General features: G+C 30.7%; 19 protein-coding genes, 1 tRNA gene, 3 rRNA genes, 1 other RNA gene and 1 other annotated feature. Of the genes, 21 read left to right on the top strand and 3 right to left on the bottom strand.

From position 1 onward, the window contains the following. From CLOTH_RS10830 to CLOTH_RS09900, 16 genes are all read left to right on the top strand, one after another. Window positions 1-104, top strand: a 23S ribosomal RNA gene (locus CLOTH_RS10830); the annotation flags it as partial. 263 nt (window positions 105-367) lie between these two features. Beyond that, window positions 368-484 (top strand): 5S ribosomal RNA (rrf, locus tag CLOTH_RS09970). 224 nt (window positions 485-708) lie between these two features. Further along, on the top strand, window positions 709-1224 hold the full coding sequence (locus CLOTH_RS09965; RefSeq protein ID WP_079413640.1) for a transcription repressor NadR: 516 nt from the start codon (window positions 709-711) through the stop codon (window positions 1222-1224). A gap of 75 nt (window positions 1225-1299) precedes the next feature. Beyond that, window positions 1300-2220, top strand: a complete 921-nt coding sequence (nadA, locus tag CLOTH_RS09960; RefSeq protein ID WP_079413638.1) for a quinolinate synthase NadA — start codon at window positions 1300-1302, stop codon at window positions 2218-2220. 38 nt (window positions 2221-2258) lie between these two features. Then, a complete protein-coding gene (locus tag CLOTH_RS09955) occupies window positions 2259-3263 on the top strand; it encodes a PTS transporter subunit IIC (RefSeq protein ID WP_079413636.1) in 1005 nt (334 codons plus the stop codon). 92 nt (window positions 3264-3355) lie between these two features. Further along, complete coding sequence (locus CLOTH_RS09950) at window positions 3356-6100, top strand: UPF0182 family membrane protein (protein ID WP_079413634.1); 2745 nt, start codon at window positions 3356-3358, stop codon at window positions 6098-6100. A gap of 38 nt (window positions 6101-6138) precedes the next feature. Then, window positions 6139-6963, top strand: a complete 825-nt coding sequence (locus tag CLOTH_RS09945) for a mechanosensitive ion channel family protein (RefSeq protein WP_331722083.1) — start codon at window positions 6139-6141, stop codon at window positions 6961-6963. A 94-nt stretch (window positions 6964-7057) separates the two neighbouring features. Continuing rightward, on the top strand, window positions 7058-7654 hold the full coding sequence (rbr, locus tag CLOTH_RS09940; protein ID WP_079413630.1) for a rubrerythrin: 597 nt from the start codon (window positions 7058-7060) through the stop codon (window positions 7652-7654). A gap of 60 nt (window positions 7655-7714) precedes the next feature. Next, window positions 7715-7926: a binding site (T-box leader), on the top strand. A gap of 156 nt (window positions 7927-8082) precedes the next feature. After that, window positions 8083-9360, top strand: a complete 1278-nt coding sequence (gene serS, locus CLOTH_RS09935) for a serine--tRNA ligase (protein ID WP_079413628.1) — start codon at window positions 8083-8085, stop codon at window positions 9358-9360. A gap of 164 nt (window positions 9361-9524) precedes the next feature. Further along, window positions 9525-9977 (top strand): tRNA adenosine(34) deaminase TadA, encoded by a 453-nt coding sequence (gene tadA / locus CLOTH_RS09930; protein WP_079413626.1) that lies wholly within the window; start codon window positions 9525-9527, stop codon window positions 9975-9977. 3 nt (window positions 9978-9980) lie between these two features. Next, window positions 9981-10074: transfer RNA gene (locus CLOTH_RS09925), tRNA-Ser, on the top strand. 22 nt (window positions 10075-10096) lie between these two features. Then, window positions 10097-10361: signal recognition particle sRNA large type (gene ffs, locus CLOTH_RS09920), an RNA gene on the top strand. 125 nt (window positions 10362-10486) lie between these two features. Continuing rightward, window positions 10487-12085 (top strand): DNA polymerase III subunit gamma/tau, encoded by a 1599-nt coding sequence (gene dnaX / locus CLOTH_RS09915; RefSeq protein WP_079413624.1) that lies wholly within the window; start codon window positions 10487-10489, stop codon window positions 12083-12085. Window positions 12086-12125: 40 nt separating this feature from the next. After that, entirely contained in the window at window positions 12126-12464 is a 339-nt protein-coding gene (locus CLOTH_RS09910; RefSeq protein WP_079413622.1) for a YbaB/EbfC family nucleoid-associated protein, read from the top strand. Between the two features lie 11 nt (window positions 12465-12475). Further along, complete coding sequence (recR, locus tag CLOTH_RS09905) at window positions 12476-13075, top strand: recombination mediator RecR (RefSeq protein WP_079413644.1); 600 nt, start codon at window positions 12476-12478, stop codon at window positions 13073-13075. Window positions 13076-13352: 277 nt separating this feature from the next. Continuing rightward, window positions 13353-13580, top strand: coding sequence for a hypothetical protein (locus CLOTH_RS09900; protein ID WP_079413621.1), 228 nt, complete (start codon window positions 13353-13355; stop codon window positions 13578-13580). A 38-nt stretch (window positions 13581-13618) separates the two neighbouring features. On the opposite strand, the gene CLOTH_RS09895 is transcribed toward CLOTH_RS09900, so the two are convergent. Beyond that, the gene (locus CLOTH_RS09895; protein WP_079413620.1) at window positions 13619-14737 is read right to left on the bottom strand and encodes an MGDG synthase family glycosyltransferase; all 1119 of its coding nucleotides are present in this window, start codon (window positions 14735-14737) and stop codon (window positions 13619-13621) included. Between the two features lie 118 nt (window positions 14738-14855). Between CLOTH_RS09895 and CLOTH_RS09890 the strand changes: the two genes are divergently transcribed. The 4 genes from CLOTH_RS09890 (at window position 14856) to CLOTH_RS09875 (ending at window position 18249) form a co-directional block, all read left to right on the top strand. Further along, entirely contained in the window at window positions 14856-15956 is a 1101-nt protein-coding gene (locus tag CLOTH_RS09890; protein WP_079413619.1) for an AI-2E family transporter, read from the top strand. A gap of 85 nt (window positions 15957-16041) precedes the next feature. Next, the gene (locus CLOTH_RS09885) at window positions 16042-16272 is read left to right on the top strand and encodes a glutaredoxin family protein (RefSeq protein WP_079413617.1); all 231 of its coding nucleotides are present in this window, start codon (window positions 16042-16044) and stop codon (window positions 16270-16272) included. A 110-nt stretch (window positions 16273-16382) separates the two neighbouring features. Continuing rightward, complete coding sequence (locus CLOTH_RS09880) at window positions 16383-17672, top strand: MFS transporter (protein ID WP_079413615.1); 1290 nt, start codon at window positions 16383-16385, stop codon at window positions 17670-17672. A gap of 10 nt (window positions 17673-17682) precedes the next feature. Then, window positions 17683-18249 (top strand): HD domain-containing protein, encoded by a 567-nt coding sequence (locus CLOTH_RS09875; RefSeq protein WP_079413613.1) that lies wholly within the window; start codon window positions 17683-17685, stop codon window positions 18247-18249. On the opposite strand, the gene CLOTH_RS09870 is transcribed toward CLOTH_RS09875, so the two are convergent. Both CLOTH_RS09870 and nhaC read right to left on the bottom strand, forming a co-directional pair. Further along, window positions 18233-19546: a Na+/H+ antiporter NhaC family protein gene (locus CLOTH_RS09870; RefSeq protein ID WP_158080505.1), complete on the bottom strand. Its 1314-nt coding sequence runs from the start codon at window positions 19544-19546 to the stop codon at window positions 18233-18235. The genes CLOTH_RS09875 and CLOTH_RS09870 overlap by 17 nt on opposite strands. 90 nt (window positions 19547-19636) lie before the next feature. Continuing rightward, entirely contained in the window at window positions 19637-21040 is a 1404-nt protein-coding gene (gene nhaC / locus CLOTH_RS09865) for a Na+/H+ antiporter NhaC (RefSeq protein WP_331722081.1), read from the bottom strand. A 353-nt stretch (window positions 21041-21393) separates the two neighbouring features. Between nhaC and CLOTH_RS09860 the strand changes: the two genes are divergently transcribed. Then, window positions 21394-21469: ribosomal RNA gene (locus tag CLOTH_RS09860) — 16S ribosomal RNA — on the top strand; the annotation flags it as partial.

The raw sequence follows: 21469 nt of genomic DNA, 5'->3' as shown, positions 1-21469 counted from the left end.
TTTTAAGGTAAGACCCCAAGAAGACTACTTGGTTGATAGGCTCAAGGTGTAAGCGCAGTAATGTGTTCAGCTTATGAGTACTAATAGGTCGAGGACTTGACCAAATATGCTATGCAGTTTTGAAAGTACTATGCTTCATATTTAGTTTAACTACGAATCTCCTCAAGCAAGCTTGAAAGTCGATTCTTAAGTTTACACTAAATATGAATGGTGCGTACTTACCTGGAGTTTCCTCAAGCAAGCTTGAAAGTCAACTCTTGAATGTAAATTCAAATCAAGTACATTAAAATAACTTAGGCTTGAAAGTCGATCTTAAGTTTATACTAAATATGTAAAGCAAACAAAATATATTAGACAAGTAAGATTATGTGGTTACTATAGCAAAGAGGATACACCTGTTCCCATTCCGAACACAGAAGTTAAGCTCTTTTGCGCCGATGGTACTTGGAGGGAAGCCTCCTGGGAGAGTAGGACGTAGCCAGATAATCTTTTTTTATTTATAGACTGTGATACTTCACAGTCTTTTTTCATAATGAATAGGAAATTATAGATTTTTTAAATTGTGGATAATTTATAATTTCTGTTATGAATTTCAAAAAAGTCTACCTTCAAAATCTTTCAAAGAAAGACTTTTTTATATAAGACTTTTCGCTGTTGTGTATGATAATTACTAAGTTTAGTATATAATCTAAAATAGAGGTGATTGTAATGGATACTATAAATAGAAGAAAAAATATAGAGAAGCTGATATATGAAAGTGATAATCCTATAAAGGGAAGTTGTTTATCGGAAAAGCTAAATGTAAGTAGACAAGTTATAGTACAAGATGTAGCAATATTAAGAGCCCAAGGGGTCAATATAATAGCAACTCCTCAAGGATATATAATTCCTAAGAGTAATAATTCTATTATTAAAACGATAGCATCTAATCACTGTACAATAGATGAAATGAAAGATGAACTTGAGATAATAGTAGACAATGGGGGGAAAGTTATAGATGTAATTGTAGAACACCCTATATATGGAGAAATAAAAGGAATATTAAATATAACTTCACGTAGGGATTTAGAAGAATTTATTGATAAAATAAAACAAACAGAATCACAGCCAATATCAAAACTTACTAATGGAATACACTTTCATAATATAGAAGTTAAGGATAATGATTCTTACGAGCACATTATAGATAAATTAAGGCAAAAAGGGTACTTGATAAAAGAATAATAAAGTGGTATATTTTTTATATACAGGTGACAAGACAGAAGAATGTACAGAAAAAACTATAAGGAGAAGATTAAGATGAGTGATATATGTATAAAAGATGAAATAAATAGACTTAAGAAAGAAAATAATATAAAAATTCTAGCCCATAATTATCAAAACTATGAAGTGCAGCAGGTTGCAGACTATATAGGGGATTCTTTTTATTTAAGCAAGTTAGCAACAGAATTAGATTGTGAAACAATAGTACTATGCGGAGTAGATTTTATGGCTGAAACTGTTAAGATACTTTCTCCAGATAAAAAAGTTATACTTCCTGTACAAGAAGCAACATGTCCGATGGCTAATATGATAAAACCAGAGGATATAGTAGATTTTAAGAAAGAACATAAAGACTTCAAAGTAGTAGCGCATGTAAACACAAGTGCTGAAGTTAAGGCTGTATCTGATATATGCGTAACGTCTTCAACAGCTGTAAATATAATAAATTCACTGCAAGAAGAAAATATACTATTTGTGCCAGACATAAACCTAGGAAACTATATATCCAAAAATATAACTAACAAAAATATTATTTCATGGAATGGATATTGTAATGTTCATGATAGGGTTAAAAAAGAAGAAGTTATACAAATGAAAAATAAGTTTCCTAACGCACCAGTATTATCACACCCAGAGTGCAGAGAAGAAGTATTAGCTGTATCTGATTTTGTTGGATCAACATCTGAAATAATAGACTATGCTAATAAAATAGATGCAAAAGAAATAACAATAGGAACTGAAACAGGAGTACTACATGTACTTAGAAAATTAAACCCAGATAAGAAGTTTAGATTATTATCTAATAGTTTAATATGTATAAATATGAAAAAGACAACTCTAGAAGATGTTTACAATGCTATGATAGGAAAAGGTGGAAAAGAGATCGAACTAGAAGAAAATGTTAGAGTCAAAGCCTTAGAAAGTTTAGAAGAGATGATAAGACTTGCAAATAAATAGTAGTTTCACGTGTTACAAAAAGTGTATAAATAGGAGGAATAAAATTGAGAGAGTATTTTACTAAGACTTTGAATGGAATGGCTTTAGGATTGTTTTCATCTCTTATAATAGGACTTATACTAAAACAAATAGGAGATTTAGTTAATATAGAAGCTATATCTACTTTTGGAAGAACAGCTCAACTTCTTATGGGACCTGCTATAGGAGCAGGGGTTGCATATTCTCTTTCAGCCCCTCCACTTGTAATATTCGCATCTTTGATAAGTGGAGCTATAGGTGCGGGAAGTATAAATATAGTTGAAGGTCAGACTATAATAAGAATAGGAGAGCCTGCAGGTGCATTTATAGCATCACTGATAGGAGCTGAGGTAGGAAGAAGAATTAGTGGTAAAACAAAAGTAGATATTGTATTAGTACCTGCTATTACTATAATAGTAGGAGGAATGACTGGAATTTCAATAGCACCTGTTGTTGCATCACTAATGACAAATTTAGGATCATTCATAAATAGGGCTACAGAACTTCAGCCAATACCTATGGGTATAATACTTGCTATAAGTATGGGTATGATTTTAACACTTCCAATAAGCTCTGCAGCGCTTTCTATAGCATTAGGACTTGAAGGTATAGCAGCAGGAGCAGCATTAGTTGGTTGTTCAACACAGATGATAGGATTTGCAGTTAGTTCTTACAGAGAAAATGGATTTGGAGGGTTTATAGCTCAGGGACTTGGAACATCTATGCTTCAAGTTCCTAATATAATCAAAAATCCACTTGTATGGATACCTCCTATTGTTGCTAGTGGAATACTAGGGCCTTTGGCTACAGTCATATTTAAAATGGAAAGCAATAGTATAGGTGCAGGAATGGGTACAAGTGGTCTTGTAGGACAAATAGCAACTGTGTCCGTTATGGGAACAGAATCTATAGTAAAGATTGTAATACTTCACTTTATACTACCTGCTATACTTACATTAATAATATCTGAATATATGAGAAAAAAAGGGTATATAAAATTAGGGGATATGAAGTTGAATAATTAAGTTAAAGTATGCACTAATATAATAAAGTATTAGTGCATACTTTATTTTTGAGGTAGAATATAAATATACTAAATTTTAGAAGGAGGATTGTTTTGAAAAGATTACAAAGAACAGGATTGTTTTTAGGATTGTTTTTATTATTTGTTTTGATTGGCTCTTTTTCACAGATTATAAACTTTATAGCAAATTACAACTGGTTTAAGGAAGTTGGGTATGTATCTACATATACAAAGATAGTATTTTCTAGGCTATACATAGGAGTTCCAATATTCTTAGTACTTAATACTTTTATATATCTTTACCTGATGAACATAAAAAGAAACTACTATAAAAATATGAATATATTAGGTAGCAGTGAAGATGATAAGAATATAAATACTGCTACATTCATTGTATCATCTATAGTGTCATTTATATTCAGCGTAGGTATATCGTCATCATTTTGGATGGAGATACTTAAATTTAAAAACTCTACACAATTTAACGTAACAGATCCTATATTTAATAAAGATATATCTTTTTATGTGTTTAAGTTACCTTTAATAAGTGAGATACTTAGTTCACTCATAGGAATATTAGTATTATTATTTATAATTACCTTGGTATATTATTTGATTTTAATATCAATGAAAAGTCAAAATAAATTTTATGATTTTGATAAGAGTAAGGTATGGAATTTATCAGAATATGGATCTATTCCTAAAAGAATATTAACTTTAGCATTCAATAAAATAACCATAATAGGAGCTGTATTTTTTATAATAATAGCTATTCAAAGTTATTTATCATCGTTTAGCATTTTATATTCAACTCGTGGAATTATTCACGGAGCTGGTTTTACAGATGTACATGTAACACTTCTTGGCTACAGGATAAAATCTATATTAAGTATAGTTACATCTATTCTAATAATTATAGCTAATATAAAGCAAAGATATAAACTTGTACTAATAGGGCCTATATTGCTAGTTGCAGTAACTATATTAACATCTATAGGAGAAAGTGCTGTTCAAAACTTTATAGTTTCTCCCAATGAGATATCTAGAGAATCAACTTATATACAGTATAATATAGATTACACAAAGAAAGCTTATGATATAAATAATATAAGAGAAGAGGATTTTGCAGCACTTAGCGACTTAAGTTTAGAAGATATAATAAATAATGAAGAAACAGTAAAAAATATACCTATAAATGACTATAGACCAACCATACAAACGTATAATCAAATTCAAGGGATAAGAAGTTACTATAGATTTAATGATGTTGATATAGATAGGTATATGATAGATGGAAAGCTTACTCAGGTATTTTTATCACCTAGAGAAATAGATAAATCAAAGCTTCCACAACAAGCACAGACTTGGATAAATAAGCATTTAAAGTATACACATGGATATGGAATAGTCATGTCGCCTGTAAATGAAGTAACTCCTAGTGGACAGCCTAAAACTATAATAAGAAACATTCCACCAATTACTGAATCAGATTCTCTAAGAATAGAAAGACCAGAAATATACTTTGGAGAACTTACAAATGATTATATAGTTATAAATACTAAAGAAGATGAGTTTGATTATCCTAAAGGAGAGACAAATGCATTTACAAGATATGAGGGAAGTGCTGGTATAAAGCTTACGCCATTTAATAGACTTTTATATTCTATAGATAGAGGAAGCTTTAAACTTTTAGTTTCAGGAGCTGTAAATTCTGATAGTAGAATAATACTAAATAGAAATATAAGTGATAGAATAAAAATGATAGCTCCATTTATAACTTATGATGAAGATCCATATATAGTTTTGGTAGATGGAAAGCTTTATTGGATTATAGATGGATATACGTCTACATCAAGATATCCATATTCGCAGCCTTATGAACATGGAAAAATAAATTATATAAGAAACTCTGTTAAAGTAGTTGTTGATGCTTACAATGGAAGTGTTGATTATTATATATCTGATGATAAAGACCCTATAATAAAGACTTACTCAAAGATATTTAAAGATTTATTCAAGCCTATTGATAATATGCCACAGGGAATAAGAAATCATATAAGATATCCTCAAAGCGTGTTCGACATACAATCAAGAATGTATGGTACATATCATATGAAGGATATAGGAGTTTTTTATAATAAAGAAGATCAATGGGAGATAGCCACAGAAATTTATGAAGGAAAAAATGATCCTGTTGAAGTAGAATCAAACTATATAACATTTAAGCTTCCGGGAGAGTCAAAAGCTGAATTTCTACTTACAGTTCCTTATACTCCTAGGGCAAAGCAGAATATGATAGCTATGCTTGTAGCTAGAAATGACAATGAAAAATATGGAGAATTAGTTGTATACAGATTCCCTAAGGAAAAGAATATACTAGGACCATATCAAGTAGAATCAAGGATAAATCAAGATCCAGAAATATCTAGAAATCTAACTCAGTGGGATAGTGGAGGATCTAAAGTTATAAGAGGTCATATGATAACAGTGCCTATTGAAGAATCTATATTATACGTAGAACCTCTATATATAAAATCAGATTCTAAAGAAAGTATACCAGAAGTAAAGAAAATAATAATGATATATAATGATAAAATAGTAATGGAAGATACTTTAGAAGATGCAATAAACAAACTATTCAAATCAGAAGGTAAAGTAGTAGATGAAAAAAGAGATATTGTATATAGAGAGGATTTAAGTAGTAATGATCTTTTATTAAAAGCTAATGAACTTTACGATAGAGCACAGGAAGCAATAAGAAATGGAAATTTCACTGATTATGGAAAATACATAGACGAATTAGGAGATGTACTAAGAAAGTTAAAACCTGTTGAGTAACAGGTTTTAACTTTTAATTAAGAAAGGAGAGTATAAATTTGGAAATAGACATGATACAAGAAGTAAAAAATTATTTTATAAAGTATGGGTTAGATATAATAGCAGCAATATTCATACTTATAGGAGGAGTATATCTATCAAGAAAGCTTAGAAAGATAGCTAGAAGATTCTTAGAAAAAGCTAGTATAGATATTTCACTAGTAGGGTTTATCTCACAGCTTATTTATGTATTGTGCGTTGTATTTGTTGGGGTATCAGTTTTAAATAAACTTGGAATGCCTACAACTTCATTTGTTGCTGTACTTGGAGCTGCAGGATTTGCAGTAGGTTTGGCACTTCAAGGATCTCTTTCAAATTTTGCTTCAGGAGTTTTGATACTTATATTTAAGCCTTTTAGAGTAAAAGATTTCATAGAAGGATCAGGAGTTTCTGGTATAGTTGAGGAGATACAAATATTTAATACTATATTAAAAACAGTTGATAACAAAACAATAGTAGTTCCAAACTCTAAGCTTACATCAGATAACATAATAAACTATACACTTCAAGATAAGAGAAGAATAGATTTTGTATTTGGAGTGTCTTATGATAATGACATAAAGAAAGTAAAAAGTGTTATAAGAGGTATATTTGAAAAAGAGGTAAGAATATTAAATGATCCTAATCCTATAATTGGGGTTTTAGAATTTGGAGATAACTCTATAAATATAGTTGCTAGACCTTGGGTTAAAACAGAAGATTATTGGCCTGTATACTTTGATATAATGGAAAAAGTAAAATATGAATTTGATAAAAATGAAATAGAAATACCTTATCCTCAAAGGGTTGTATACTTAAAGACAAAAGATGAAGACGAAAAATAAATATATTGTTTAAAAATTTAAAAAAGTGGTTTAATATACTTATATAGGGGTAATAAAGAAATATACACTTTTAAAATTAATGGGAGGTACAATAATGAAAAGTTTAAAAGGAACACAAACACTTGAAAATTTAATGAAAGCATTTGCAGGGGAGTCTCAGGCTAGAAACAGATATACATTCTATGCAGAAGAAGCTATGAATGAAGGATATGATCAAATAGCAGAATTATTCATAGAAACTGCTGACAATGAAAAAGTACATGCAGAAATATTCTTTAATCACATAAAAAATGGTTTAGAAGGAGAAGAATTCCCATATCCTGTGGACATAAAAGCTACATATCCAATAGCTATAGATTCTACATTAGAAAATCTTAAAGCTGCTGCTATGGGAGAAAATGAAGAGTGGGATAAATTATATCCAGAGTTTGCAGATATAGCTGAAAAAGAAGGATTCAAAGAAATAGCAACTTCTTTCAGAATGATAGCTAAAGTTGAAGCAAAACACGAAGAAAGATTCTTAAAGCTTGCTAAGAATGTTGATGAAGATAAAGTTTTCAAGAAAGACACTAAAGTTGAGTGGAAATGTAGAGTGTGTGGATACATTCACGGTGGAGAATCAGCTCCAAAAATCTGTCCAACATGTAAAGTAGAACAAGAATATTTTGAGATGCATTGTGAAAATTATTAATAATGGATTGAAACTAAGAGATAAAAGTAGTATAATATGCAATAAATGGTTAATAATAAAATAAAAGCTGTGAAAGAAAGTAGTAGAAATACAAATTGTTTTCAGAGAGTGGATGGTAGGTGTGAATCCATAACAGTTGATTTCGAATCCGTTCTTGAGCTATCAAGGTGAAATAAAAGTAGCTTTGATCGTATAATCTACGTTACAGATTATGAGAGGGTCTATATGACCAATCAGGGTGGCAACGCGGAAGCTTAGCTTTCGTCCCTTTACGGGACGAAGGCTTTTTTTTATAATGAATAGGAAATTATAAACTTTTTGAATTGTAGATAATTTATAATTTCTGTTATGAATTTCAAAAAAGTCTACCTTTAAAATCTTTCAAAGAAAGACTTTTTTATTGTAATAAAAATCAAGGAGGATAAAAAATGCTAGATATAAGAAGGATAAGAAATGAATTAGAAGAAATCAAAGCATTAATGCAAAAACGTGGAGAAAAAGATTTTGAACTAGACAAAGTTGTTGAGCTAGATGATAAAAGAAGAGAAATACTTCAAGAAGTAGAAAAAATGAAAAATGAACAAAATGTAGCATCAAAACAGATACCTATTCTTAAAAAAGAAGGAAAAGATACATCAGAAATAATGAGTAGATTAAAAAATCTTTCTGATGAAATCAAAAATCTTGATGAAAAAGTTAAAGAAGTTGAAAGTGAAATAGAATACCATTTATTAAGAATACCTAATGTGCCTAACCCTGATGTTCCACAAGGTAATACTGATGAAGATAATGTTGAAGTTAGAAAATGGGGTGAAGCATCAAAGTTTAGCTTTGAACCAAAAGCTCACTGGGATTTAGGGGTTGACCTTAATATATTAGATTTTGAGGCAGGTTCAAAAATTACAGGATCAAGATTTACTTTATACAAAGGTCTTGGAGCAAGACTTGAAAGAGCTATCATAAACTTCTTCTTAGATACTCATACTATGGAGCACGGATATACAGAGGTTCTACCTCCATTTATGGCTAATAGAAGCAGCTTTATAGGAACAGGACAGCTTCCTAAATTCGAAGAAGATATGTTCAAGGTTACAAATGCTGATTATTTCTTAGTTCCAACTGCTGAAGTTCCAGTTACTAATATTCATATGAATGAAATAATAGAAGGAGATAATCTTCCTATAAAATATTGTGCATATACACCATGCTTTAGAGCTGAAGCAGGTTCTGCAGGAAGAGATACAAGAGGACTTATAAGACAACATCAATTCAATAAAGTAGAACTAGTTCACTTTGTAAAGCCAGAAGATTCTTATGAAACACTTGAAAAACTTACAAATGATGCTGAGAAAGTCCTTCAAAAACTAGGAATTCCGTATAGGGTTGTTAAGATATGTTCAGGTGATTTAGGATTCACTGCTGCATTTAAATATGATATAGAAGTATGGATGCCAAGTTACGGTAGATATGTAGAGATATCTTCTTGCTCAAACTTTGAAGATTTCCAAGCAAGAAGAGCAGGCATAAGATTTAAAAGAGATAAAAAATCAAAGGCTGAGTATGTTCATACTTTAAATGGATCAGGGGTTGCAGTTGGAAGAACAGTTGCAGCTATTCTTGAGAACTTCCAACAAGAAGATGGATCTGTAGTTATTCCAGAGGTATTAAGACCTTACATGGGTGGAGTAGAAAAAATAACTAAATAACATCAAAGCCCCTGAATTTCAGGGGTTTTGGATTATTATTACACATTTAGAACAATAATACACAAATGGATATAAGATAATGAACCGAAAGATTGACAAATACCAAGATTTAATATATTATATGTAATGTAACACATTTAGCAATATCCTTTACAGGAGGAAAAATGAAAGACCTTCTTTTTATGAATGAAGCTTTTAAAGAAGCCTGTAAAGCTTATTTAAAAGGAGAAGTTCCAATAGGAGCAATTATAGTAAGAAATGATGAGATAATATCTAGAGCACATAATTTAAGAGAAACCTTAAAAGATCCAACTGCTCATGCAGAAATAATAGCTATAAAAAGAGCATCAGAAGTTATAGGTGGATGGAGACTTATAGAATGTACTATGTATGTAACAATAGAGCCATGTCCTATGTGTGCAGGAGCTATATTGCAAAGTAGAATAGAAAATCTGGTTATAGGATCTAAAGATGAAAAAGGTGGAGCTTGTGGTTCTAAGGTAGATTTGATGAAACATAATTTATTTAATCATAATGTTAATGTTAAGTATGGAATTTTAGAAAACAAATCTTCTTCTATAATGAAAAGATTTTTTAGAAATATAAGACGTAGATAATATGGAGAGATGGCCGAGTTGGCTGAAGGCGCTCGCCTGGAAAGCGTGTAGACGGGGATAACTTGTCTCGCGGGTTCGAATCCCGCTCTCTCCGCCAGTAGAAAAGTTTATAAAGTTTGCTGTGCTAGACGGGGAGGTAGCGGTGCCTTGTAACCTGCAATCCGCTATAGCAGGGTTGAAATCCATCTAGAGGACTAAGAGCTGTAGAGCTGCCCTGGATAAGTGGCGATGATATTCGGGTCCTGCGCAATGGAAGCTCACAAACCCCGCCAGGTCCGGAAGGAAGCAACGGTAAGTGACAACTTCCATGTGCCGCAGGGGTGCCTGAATTGAGCTAACTGTCTAGGTAACGTTTATGGCCTTAGTTCGAAGGATGGTGCACAGCATTTAATATATAAAAAAATATCCTCATCAGGTTGAATCCTGATGAGGATTTTTGATTACTATAGAGATTTTATTATATTGTAGTATATAATATTTATGTATGATTTATATTTTGGGGTGATAAAATGCACAAAGCTTTATATAGAGTTTATAGACCACTTAAATTTGGTGATGTTGTTGGACAAGAACATATAATAAAAACTTTAAAAAATCAGATAGATAACAATAATATAGCACATGCATATCTTTTCTCAGGTAGTAGAGGAACGGGAAAAACCTCTACAGCAAAGATATTTGCAAGGGCGGTGAACTGCTTAGAGCCACATGATATGGAGCCGTGTAATGAATGTAAGGTATGCAAAGGAATAATCTCTGAAAATATAATGGATATAATAGAAATAGATGCAGCCTCTAATAACGGTGTAGATGATATAAGAGAATTAAGAGAAAATGTTAAATATCCTCCGTCTGTAGGAAAGTATAAAGTTTATATAATAGATGAGGTGCATATGTTATCTCAAGGAGCATTCAATGCTCTATTAAAAACGTTAGAAGAGCCTCCTAGCTATATAATATTTATACTAGCAACGACAGAACCTCATAAACTTCCACCTACTATATTATCAAGATGTCAAAGATTTGATTTTAAGAGAGTTAAACTATGTGATATAGTTGATAGAATGAAGGTTATCTGCGAAGATATGGGAATAAAAGTAGAGGATAGAGCATTAAATTTAATAGGAAAGAATTCTGAAGGGGCATTAAGAGATGCACTAAGCATATTAGATCAATGCATATCTTATACTTGTGATGAAGTAAAATATGAGGATGTTGTAGAGCTTTTAGGAACTGTTAATACTGAATTTTTATTTAATATGACAGATTATATAATAGATCAGAACACTAAAATGATACTTAATCTTGTAAATGATTTAGTTGTTTGGGGAAAAGATATAAAGCATTTCTTAGATGAATTGATAGACCATTTTAGGAATTTAATGATATGTAAGGTTTCAAAAGAAGTTGATGAAATATTAGCATTTCCAGATGAAATAATACAATCCTTAAAGAGTCAAAGTGAGAGAATAAGTACAAATGATATAATGAGAATAATAAACATATTATCTATTTGTGAAAATGACATGAAATATTCATCACATCAAAGGGTATTGCTTGAAATAGCTATAATAAAAATATCCCAACCTATGCTTGATGATAATAAAGATGGAATACTAAGTAGACTAGAAAAACTTGAAAAACAGATAGCTAGCGGAGTAAAATTAGAAAGTACTTCAAGTAAATCAAACAGTACTGAGAAAATATCTAAAGAAGATAAAAAGGTTAGCATAAAAATTCAAAGTTCAGACAAGATAAAAAAGATATGGCCTGAAATATTAGATTACATGAAAAAAGATAAGAATATTCCAACTGCTGCCATGTTAAAAGAAGCAGAAGAATTCGTATTAGAAGGAAAAACCTTGGTAATAGTATTTGATGATATTTATAAGTTTCATAAAGAAGCGTTAAGTAAAGAAAGTACAAAAGAATATATAAAAAAGGTTGTAAGTTCAGTTACAAATCAAGACTTAGGAATAAAATTATCTCTAAAATCTGAACTTATGATTACTGATACGAGTAATCATAAAGATGAAGGGCTTGAGATATTAGAAAGTATTTTTCCAAAAGAAATAATACAAATAAAACATTCAGACAAAGATATATAATATGATATAATGTTAATATATTTTTTGAGGAGGTATATTTATGGCTAAAAGAGGATTTCCAGGAATGCCTGGTAATATGAATAATATGTTAAAGCAGGTTCAGAAGATGCAAAAAGAAATGGAAAAGATGCAAAATGAACTAGCACAAAAAGAAGTAGAAGCTTCTGTTGGTGGAGGAGCTGTAACTGTAAAAGCTAATGGAAAAAAAGAAATAATTAGTATAACTATAAAGCCTGAAGTAGTAGATCCTGACGATATAGAGATGTTACAAGATTTAGTTTTATCTGCTGTAAATGAATCTTTAAGATTAGCAGATGAAATGTCAAGCTCTCAAATGAGTAAATTAACAGGTGGCATGAATGTGCCAGGATTGTTCTAATGAGCGATTTTATGGAATCCTATTCAGGACCTATATCAAGGCTTATTGAAGAATTTTCAAAGTTACCAGGTATAGGAAGAAAGACAGCTCAAAGACTTGCATTTCATGTTATAAATATGAACATAAATGAGGTAGAAGGTCTTTCAAGTGCAATACTCGAAGCAAAAAAGCAAATTAAGTATTGCTCAAGTTGCTGTAATATAACAGATAGAGAAAATTGTGATATATGCTCAAGTAAAAATAGAAGTGATGAAATTATATGTGTCGTTGAAGATCCAAGAGATGTAGCTGCGATGGAAAGAACTAAAGAATTCAGAGGGAAATATCATGTTCTACATGGAGTTATATCTCCAATGGATGGCGTAGGACCAGATATGATAAAAGTTAAAGAGTTATTATTAAGGCTTAATGACCCTTCTGTTAAAGAAGTAATACTTGCAACAAATCCTACGATAGAAGGTGAGGCCACAGCCATGTATATATCAAGGCTTATAAAACCATTAGGAATAAAGGTAACTAGAATTGCACACGGTCTTCCAGTTGGAGGAGATTTAGAATATGCAGATGAAGTTACAATATCAAAGGCATTAGAAGGAAGAAGAGAAATATAGCTGGAGCGTATGCTCCAGTTTTTTTATAATGAATAGGAAATTATAGACTTTTTGAATTGTGGATAATTTATAATTTCCGTTATGAATTTCAAAAAAGTCTACCTTTAAAATCCTTCAAAGAAAGACTTTTTTACTTGAAGTAAATATAATAGTATTGTATAATTTCTTAGAAATAATTTTTTTTATTCTCCAAGGAGCGTGGTTGTATAGATATCATCTAAATTCTAACTTTTAAGCTATAATAAATATTGTAAAAAATCAGAGTAGGGGTGTAACAATGAAAGCCATTATGGATTGTGAAGAGCATAGAGCCATGAAGGAAAAAAGAAATAAAAAAATGAGTTCTAAGAGTAAAAAAGAGTTTAACTATGATTATGATGATGAAATAGAATTTGGAAGAAATAAAAAAAATAAATCTAAATCAAAGAGAGAAAAAAGCTTTAATAATAACTATAAGAACTTTGAATACGACTACGAAGAAGATTTCTATGATCCGAAATATTAATATATATAATATAAATTGAGCCGGCAAATTTGCCGGCTTTATTTATTAAAACTATTAAGAATTAGGTCAGCTATCTTTTCTGAAGAATCTACTTTTTTAATCATATTCATATTGTTTTTTATATTATTGAGTCTACATGGATTTTCTATAAGTATTTGAATTAATACATTAAGGTCATACTTTGGTGTTGTTTTCATAGCCAAACCATTATTAAGAAGAAAGTCTATGTTCTCCTCCTCTTGACCAGGAATATAATAAGGTATTATCATAGGAATCTCCTTAAGGAGTGCCTCTGTTGTAGTAAGACCTCCAGGTTTAGATATTAGTACATCTGATATAGACATAAGTTCGCTTATCTTATCTGTAAAAGAAAGTAAAACTACTTTTTTATCTATATCTCTATACTGCATTATTTTTTCTATTTTTTCTTTTAAAGACTCATTTCTTCCAGCTACCACTATTATCTGAATATCATGATTAACATTAAGAAGATCTAAGAAAGCATCTTTGACATTACCAGCACCAAAGCTACCTCCCATAAGTAAAACAGTAAACTTATCTTCAAGTCCAAACTCTTTCTTAACACTATTTATATCCTTAATATTTAGAAATGATTTTTCTATAGGTATTCCAAATGGGTGTATCTTATCTTTATGAATACCTTCTTCTATCAGAAGTTGTTTTACAAATTCATCTCCAACTATATAGCTATCTATTTCATCTTGAACCCATGTAGAATGGATTGTATAGTCAGTAAGTATAGATATAATAGGTATATTAAACTTATTTTTTTTCTTAAGCTTAGACACAGCCATTAGAGGAAATGGATGTGTACCTATTATTGCATCAGGTTTCTTTTCTGATATTAATTTATTTATCTTTATCATCATATATTTTAAAAATATATTTCTATTCATTTCTGATTTTGAAACAGTTAAGTCCGAAATTCTATATACTTTCCCATATGCTTTAGGCGTGTATATAGCTGATTTTTCATACCCTTTAGATATAATTTTATCTATAGTTGGACTTATAAATTTAAGGCTATCCACAGTCTCGCACGCTATATTTCTAGAAAGTAAAGATTCTTCAAGTGCCTTAGCTGCTCTATTGTGTCCACCGCCTGTTGAAGCAGAAAGTATCAAAACTTTTTTCATACAAACCTCCTTTATTTTAGGAAACATAAATACAAATAAATTGTACTATAAAAGTAAGTATATATCTATCATGAAGTATGTTATATTATAAATAATAGATTATTTGAGGAGGAAACCTATGTTACAAATTAAAAACTCGTTGCATCTTATCATAATTTTATTTGTATCATTTGTTTTATTTAGAATGGTTAATAGTTTGGATGTAATAGCAGATGCTTTAAGATTTTTTATATCAATAATGAGTCCATTTTTATGGGCATTCTCTATAGCATATTTATTAAATCCAATGATGTCATACATAGAAAGGCGATTTAAATTAAAGAGAGGAATAAGTATACTTGTAGTGTACTTACTTGTTATAGGAATTATAGTACTAATAGTTACAATAGTATCCCCAAGAATAATAAAAAGTATAGTACAGATATTAAATGATATGCCAAGGTATATAGTTATAACACAAGAATGGGTTAATTCGAACATAATACAATCAAAAATCCTAGAAAGATATGGAATTACAAGTTACGTAGAGCAAAATATAAATTCCATAATACTTAAAACAACTACATTCCTAGACAGAACGCTTAACACTGTAGTTTTAAGTATTATTACTTTTACATCTACATTTTTTAGACTATTATTAGGTTTGATAATATCTATTTATCTACTCAAAGATAAAGAAGTTTTTATAGCGAATACAAAGAAATTAATGTACGCATTTTTAAGTAAGAACGTAGCAAGTTCATTAATACTGTTTGGTAAAGAAGTAGATAATATATTTTCTCAATTTATAATAGGTAAATTCATAGATTCATTAATAATAGGAATACTATGCTTCTTAGGATTATTAGTTCTCAATGTAGATTATAATATTCTTATAAGTATAATAATTGGAATAACAAATATGATCCCTTATTTTGGACCTATAATTGGAATGGTTCCGGCTGTTATAATCACAGTATTTTATAGCCCTATAAAAGCTTTGTGGGTTTTTATATTCATACTTATACTTCAGCAGTTTGACGGATTAGTATTAGGACCTAAGATACTTGGAGATAAAGTCGGTGTAAGTCCATTTTGGATAATACTAGCAATAGTTATAGGTGGAGGTTTGTTTGGGATTACAGGAATGTTCCTTGGAGTTCCTATAATTGCAGTAATTAAGTTATTAGTAGAAAGAAATGTAAGCAAGAGACTGTCGCACAAAAAAATAGACATATAAGATTTTGAAGTAAAAAGGTGTTTAAAAAAATATATTTGGGAAAAATATATTACGAAAAACACTACTTACTTTAGGAGGAATAAATATGGCTAAGATAGAAATATTTACAAGTAATACATGTGGATATTGTCATACTGCAAAAGAATATTTCGATGAAAAGAAAATAGAGTACGTTGAACATAATATATCAGAAGATAGTACTGCTAGAAAAAAACTTATGAGTATGGGATATATGTCTGTTCCAGTTATAGTTATAGAAGGGGAAGAAGTATTAGGATTTGATAAAAATAGAATAGAAGAGTTATTATCACTATAAACTACACTTTTAAGTGTAGTTTTTTTTCGTGAATACAAGGAAAGTAAGTATTATTTATAGAATATTTCTATTCGTATCAGTTAAGACATTACATAGAGAGGAGATTAGATATGGAAAAGGAAAGAGATAAAAAATTAAGTAAGCTATTAAGTTACAGGTGGATAGTATGGGGTATTCTTGCACTTGCTTATGTAATAGTATTTTTCCATAGATTAGCTGTGGGTGTTGTAAGAGGTCAGTTAGAAACTACTTTCAATATATCATCAGCTACTATAGGAAACTTAGCTTCTATGTACTTTTATGCTTATATGGTAATGCAAATACCTTCAGGTATATTAGCAGATTCAATAGGAGCAAGGATGACCGTAACTATAGGAACGCTGCTTGCTGGGGTAGGGTCTATACTATTTGGACTTGCTCCGAATATAGGAATTGCATTCGTAGGAAGATTAATAGTTGGCATAGGAGTATCAGTTGTATTTATTGCCATACTAAAAGTTCAGACAGAATGGTTTTATACTAGGGAATTTGCAACTATGGCAGGTATAACATCTTTTATTGGGAATCTAGGAGGAATAATAGCACAAGCTCCTCTTGTTATTCTTGTAGGTAATATAGGCTGGAGAAATTCATTTATATTAATAGGTTTCATATCCGTAATATTGGCGATACTATGTTATATGTTTGTAAGAAATACACCTAGTGATATGGACCTTCCGTCTATATCAGAAATAGAAGGAAGAAAAGTTAAAGTTCAAAAAATTAATATACTAAAGTCTCTTGTGAAAGTAATAAAAAATAAATATACATGGCCAGGGTTTATTGTATTTGCAGGACTATTCGGAGCATTTGTGTCACTTACAGGAACGTGGGGTCCATCATACTTAACAGAGGTCTATGGTATGACACCTATAAAGGCTGCTAATCATATGACTGTAGCTGTGCTTGGACTAGCCATAGGGAGTATATTTATAGGAAAAATTTCGGACAAGATGTCAAGAAGAAAGTTACCTATGATAATATTCGCTCTTACAAATCTGATTTGCTGGGCACTATTGGTATTTATAAACAATGGGAAAATTAATCAATCAGTATTATATCCGTTAATGTTTGTTCTAGGATTTAGTACATGTGCATTTACATTAGCATGGTCTTGTGCAAAAGAAATTAACGACCCTAATGCAGCAGGAATATCTACATCAGTTGTTAATATGGGAGGATTTTTAGGTGGTGCAATACTTCCGCCTATAATAGGAAATGCTCTAGACAAATACTCACTGATTTTAGATATACAATCATCATATCAAAGAGCATTTACATATGCATTTGTATCGGTATTTATAGGATTTGTAGCTTCATTTCTTGTAAAAGAAACAAACTGCAAAAACATTGAAAGTTAGGAGGCGTATCATGAACAGACAAGAAGCATTGTCTATACTAAAAAAATACGTAAAATCAGATACCTTAATTAAACACTCATTAGCAGTTGAAGGATCTATGAGATACTACTCAAATAAATTTGGAGAAGATATAGAAAGATGGAGTATAGCAGGTATACTCCACGATGTAGACTATGAACTATATCCAGATCAACACCCCCTAAAGGGTGAAGATATCTTAAGTGAAGAGAAAGTAGATAGAGAAATAATAGATTCAATATTAGGGCATGCAGACTACACAAATATAAAAAGAGAAACTAAAATGGCAAAGGCATTATACGCAGTAGATGAACTATCTAGCTTTATTGTAGCGTGTACACTAGTTAGACCATCTAAGAGTTTTGATGATCTAAACTTAAAATCTGTTAAGAAAAAACTAAAAGACAAGGCGTTCGCAAAAGCTGTTAACAGAGATACAATAAAAAAAGGTGCTGATGAGCTAGGAATAGATTTAGATGTTCATATACAAAATGTAATAGATGCTCTTGCTCAAAGAGAAAAAGAGCTAAAACAGGAAGGTCTTAGCTTGGTTCTATAAATTTATACCTTATTATAAACATCAAAGGTAAAAAATAACACAAGAATGAATATGGTATAAATTCAAATGCAGATACACCTAAAACTGTAGCTGAAATTATAGAATTAATATTCCAAGGTATAAGTGGTACAGTTATGGTACCCATATCAGCAATAGAGTGAACTAAAAGCTCACTTCTCATATTTTGATTCTTAAAATAATGATTCATAAATTTGCCTGGAATTATTATACCTATAGTTTGATTACAAGTTAGCATATTTATAAATATACTAAGAAATCCGGTTCTTAACATTAGGCTAAATTTACTAGTTATATTACAGGTAAGCTTATTAAAGAAACTAGATAGTAAATTAACCTCTCCTATAATTCCAGTAAATATAGCTGAACTAGCTATAGTTAATAAAATCCTCAACATAGATATTAAACCTCCTCCTGATATCAAGGAGGAGACTTCTTTTTGTGTGCTATGAAATCCGAATAAAAGAGTAGATGCAATATCTGTGAACCCAATTTTTAAAACAGAAATGCAGAATATACAAGATGCAACTATAGAAAGAAATATTGATGTAGCTATATTAATTCTAAATATTATAGACACAAAAAGAACAATTAAAGGAATAAGAGCAAAAGGTGTCAACACAAAATGAGTAGATAAAGTTTTTAATGTATTTTCTATTTGAATTAAATCTATATTTGAGAAAGACATACCTATAATGTAATAAATCAATGAAGCGAGAATAAATGATGGGAATAAAGTTCTGTTTAATATTTTGATATTACCTAGGATGGTAGTATTTGTGATTTCAGTTGTCAAATTAAGGCATGCAGATAAAGGAGATGACCTATCACCTATAAATGCACCTGAAACTATAGCTCCAGCTAATATAAAAGGATCTATACCTATACTCTTTCCGATACTCATAAGGACAACCCCTATTGTAGATATACTGCCAGATGAACTTCCGAGTATCAAAGATATAAAGGACATTATTATAAAAGATAAAAATAAGAAATTATAATTCATTAAAAGACTAAGGCCTAAATGCATAAGATATGGTATTGTTCCACTTATCATCCATATAGAAGTTAGCATTCCTATCAAAGAAAGTATAATAAGTACTTTTTTTGCAGAAAACAGTCCACTAATTAAACTATTATTTAAAGTTTTATATGAATAACCTTTGTTGAGATACAGTAAATATATAAATGTAGTCGATAAAATCAAACCTAAAAATGTAGGTTTATTGAGAATTATTGATCCTAAAATAAAGGATAGACAAACAAATAAACCAATCAAACTATTCACCTCCATATAAAACTGTATTCATATATGGATATTTTTATAACACATATCAAATGATAAAAGAGCCCCGAAAGGCTCTTATAGTTACTCTGATAAACTTTCTACTGGAAGTTTCTCCATGGTTATACCTGTAAAACCGTAGAATGCAGATACTAAAGGATTTATTAAATTTAGGAATGCAAAAGGTAAATATGCAAAAGGACTAATACCTAATGTAGCGAACATATATGCTCCACATGTATTCCAAGGAATAAGAGCAGATGTTAATGTTCCTGAATCTTCAAGAGCTCTGGATAAGTTTTTAGGGTGAAGACCTTTTTTAGCATATGCGTCTTTATACATTCTTCCTGGAATAACTATAGCTAAGTATTGCTCTCCTGTAACCAAGTTAACAAATATACAAGAACATAGAGTTACTAAAACCAAAGAACCTGTTCCTTTAGCAAGCTTCAGTATACTCTCAGCTATAACTTCAAGCATACCTGTTTTTTCTAAGATACCACCTAGAGTTAGAGCACATAGTATTAATGAAACTGTCCACATCATACCATCAAGACCACCACGGCTCAATAGGTCGTCAACAGCCTGTATCCCAGTTTCAGATACGAATCCATAGTGAGCAGCATCTATTATTTCTCCTAAAGAAGAACCTTGGAATAAAAATGCGAACACTCCACCTGTAATAGCACCAATTATTAATCCAGGAAGTGCAGGAACCTTTAATATAACAATAACTATTACTAATATAGGAGGTATAAAAAGTAATGGACTTATATAAAAGTTTGAAGATAGAGCATTTAATATCTCATTTATGGAATTAGTATCTAGAGATTGACCAGCATATCTAGCTCCTATTATTGCGTAAAGAATAAGAGAAATCAATAAAGAAGGTCCTGTAGTGTAAAGCATATGCCTTACGTGATCGAATAGAGAAGACCCTGCCATTGCTGGAGCTAGGTTAGTAGTATCTGATAGAGGAGACATTTTATCACCAAAGTAAGCACCAGAAACAATAGCACCTGCAACTATTGGGAGTGGAATACCAAGACCCTGACCTACACCAAGAAGGGCTATACCAACAGTTCCAGCTGTAGTCCATGAAGAGCCTGTAGCGAGAGATACTATAGAACATATTAAAGCAGTAGCAACTAAGAATATAGCAGGAGATAATATCTGAAGACCATAAAATATCATAGTAGGGACTACTCCACTTAATATCCAAGTTCCTATTATTGTACCAACTACCATTAATATTAATATAGCCTGCATAGCCATATTTATGGTTTTAAATATACCATCCTCAAGCTCACCCCAAGAATACCCAAGTCTTTTCGTAGCCATAAGACCTGCTATAACAGTACCACCTATAAGAGGTATATGAGGTGAAGCATCATACTTAAATACAGCTACAGAGATAAATACTATGAGAGCAAATATAGGGATTAGTGCTTCCATTAATGTAGCTTTACGTTTCAAATTACCAGACATACAAATTCCCCCTTTAGATTTGAAGATAAACTCAAAATTTACTACTAAAATTCACAAGCTAGGCGTGTACACGGATAATAAAAGACTAGTCTATTAATTGTGATATAATAAATTGATATGAAACTTGAATCGGAATTATATCACAAAGTAAAAATTTTATGAGAAATATTAATTGTAGGTGAAATATGAGATAAAATTTATAAAAAATAAATTAATAAAAATGTTGACATTGATAAATTAAAATGATATAGTATTACTTGTCGTTAAGACAAGCCAAAAATGAACTTTGAAAACTAAACAGTAGACGAATAGTAATTCAATTAACCATAAAGTCAGCTCATATGAGCCAAATTATTTTTGAGAGTTTGATCCTGGCTCAGGATGAACGCTGGCGGCGTGCCTAACACATGCAAGTCGAGCGGAGGCAAT

The sequence above is a fragment of the Alkalithermobacter paradoxus genome, from assembly GCA_002029295.1.
In the GTDB taxonomy this organism is placed as follows: domain Bacteria; phylum Bacillota; class Clostridia; order Peptostreptococcales; family Peptostreptococcaceae; genus Alkalithermobacter; species Alkalithermobacter paradoxus.
This window is presented reverse-complemented; position numbering and strand designations above follow the sequence as displayed.